Below are 314 nucleotides of genomic sequence, written 5' to 3' on the forward strand. Positions count from 1 at the left end.
GAACTGAGTCTGGTGGCCGGATTACCCGGCTGGGCTTATGGTCTGGTCATTACAGCCTCCATTGCCTTTGTGGTAGTTGGCGGCCACTACCTCAGCAGGCCCTTATTTCGCTTTGTTGCCAGTTCTGGCCTGCGGGAAATTTTTACCGCCACCGCTCTGATGCTGGTACTGGGCGTCTCTATCCTGATGAGTCTGGTTGGCCTGTCTCCTGCGCTGGGCACCTTTCTTGCCGGTGTGGTGCTGGCTAACAGTGAATTCCGACATGAACTGGAATCCAACATCGATCCGTTTAAAGGGCTGCTGCTGGGCCTGTT

General features: G+C 55.4%; 1 protein-coding gene. It reads left to right on the top strand.

Features of this window, described 5'->3' with window-relative positions; all coding sequences use genetic code 11:
• Positions 1-314, top strand: a 314-nt coding sequence (locus ACYP03_RS25300) for a cation:proton antiporter domain-containing protein (protein WP_459782570.1), incomplete at both ends; no start/stop codon positions are given.

It is taken from the genome of Photobacterium sp. R1, assembly GCF_054600795.1.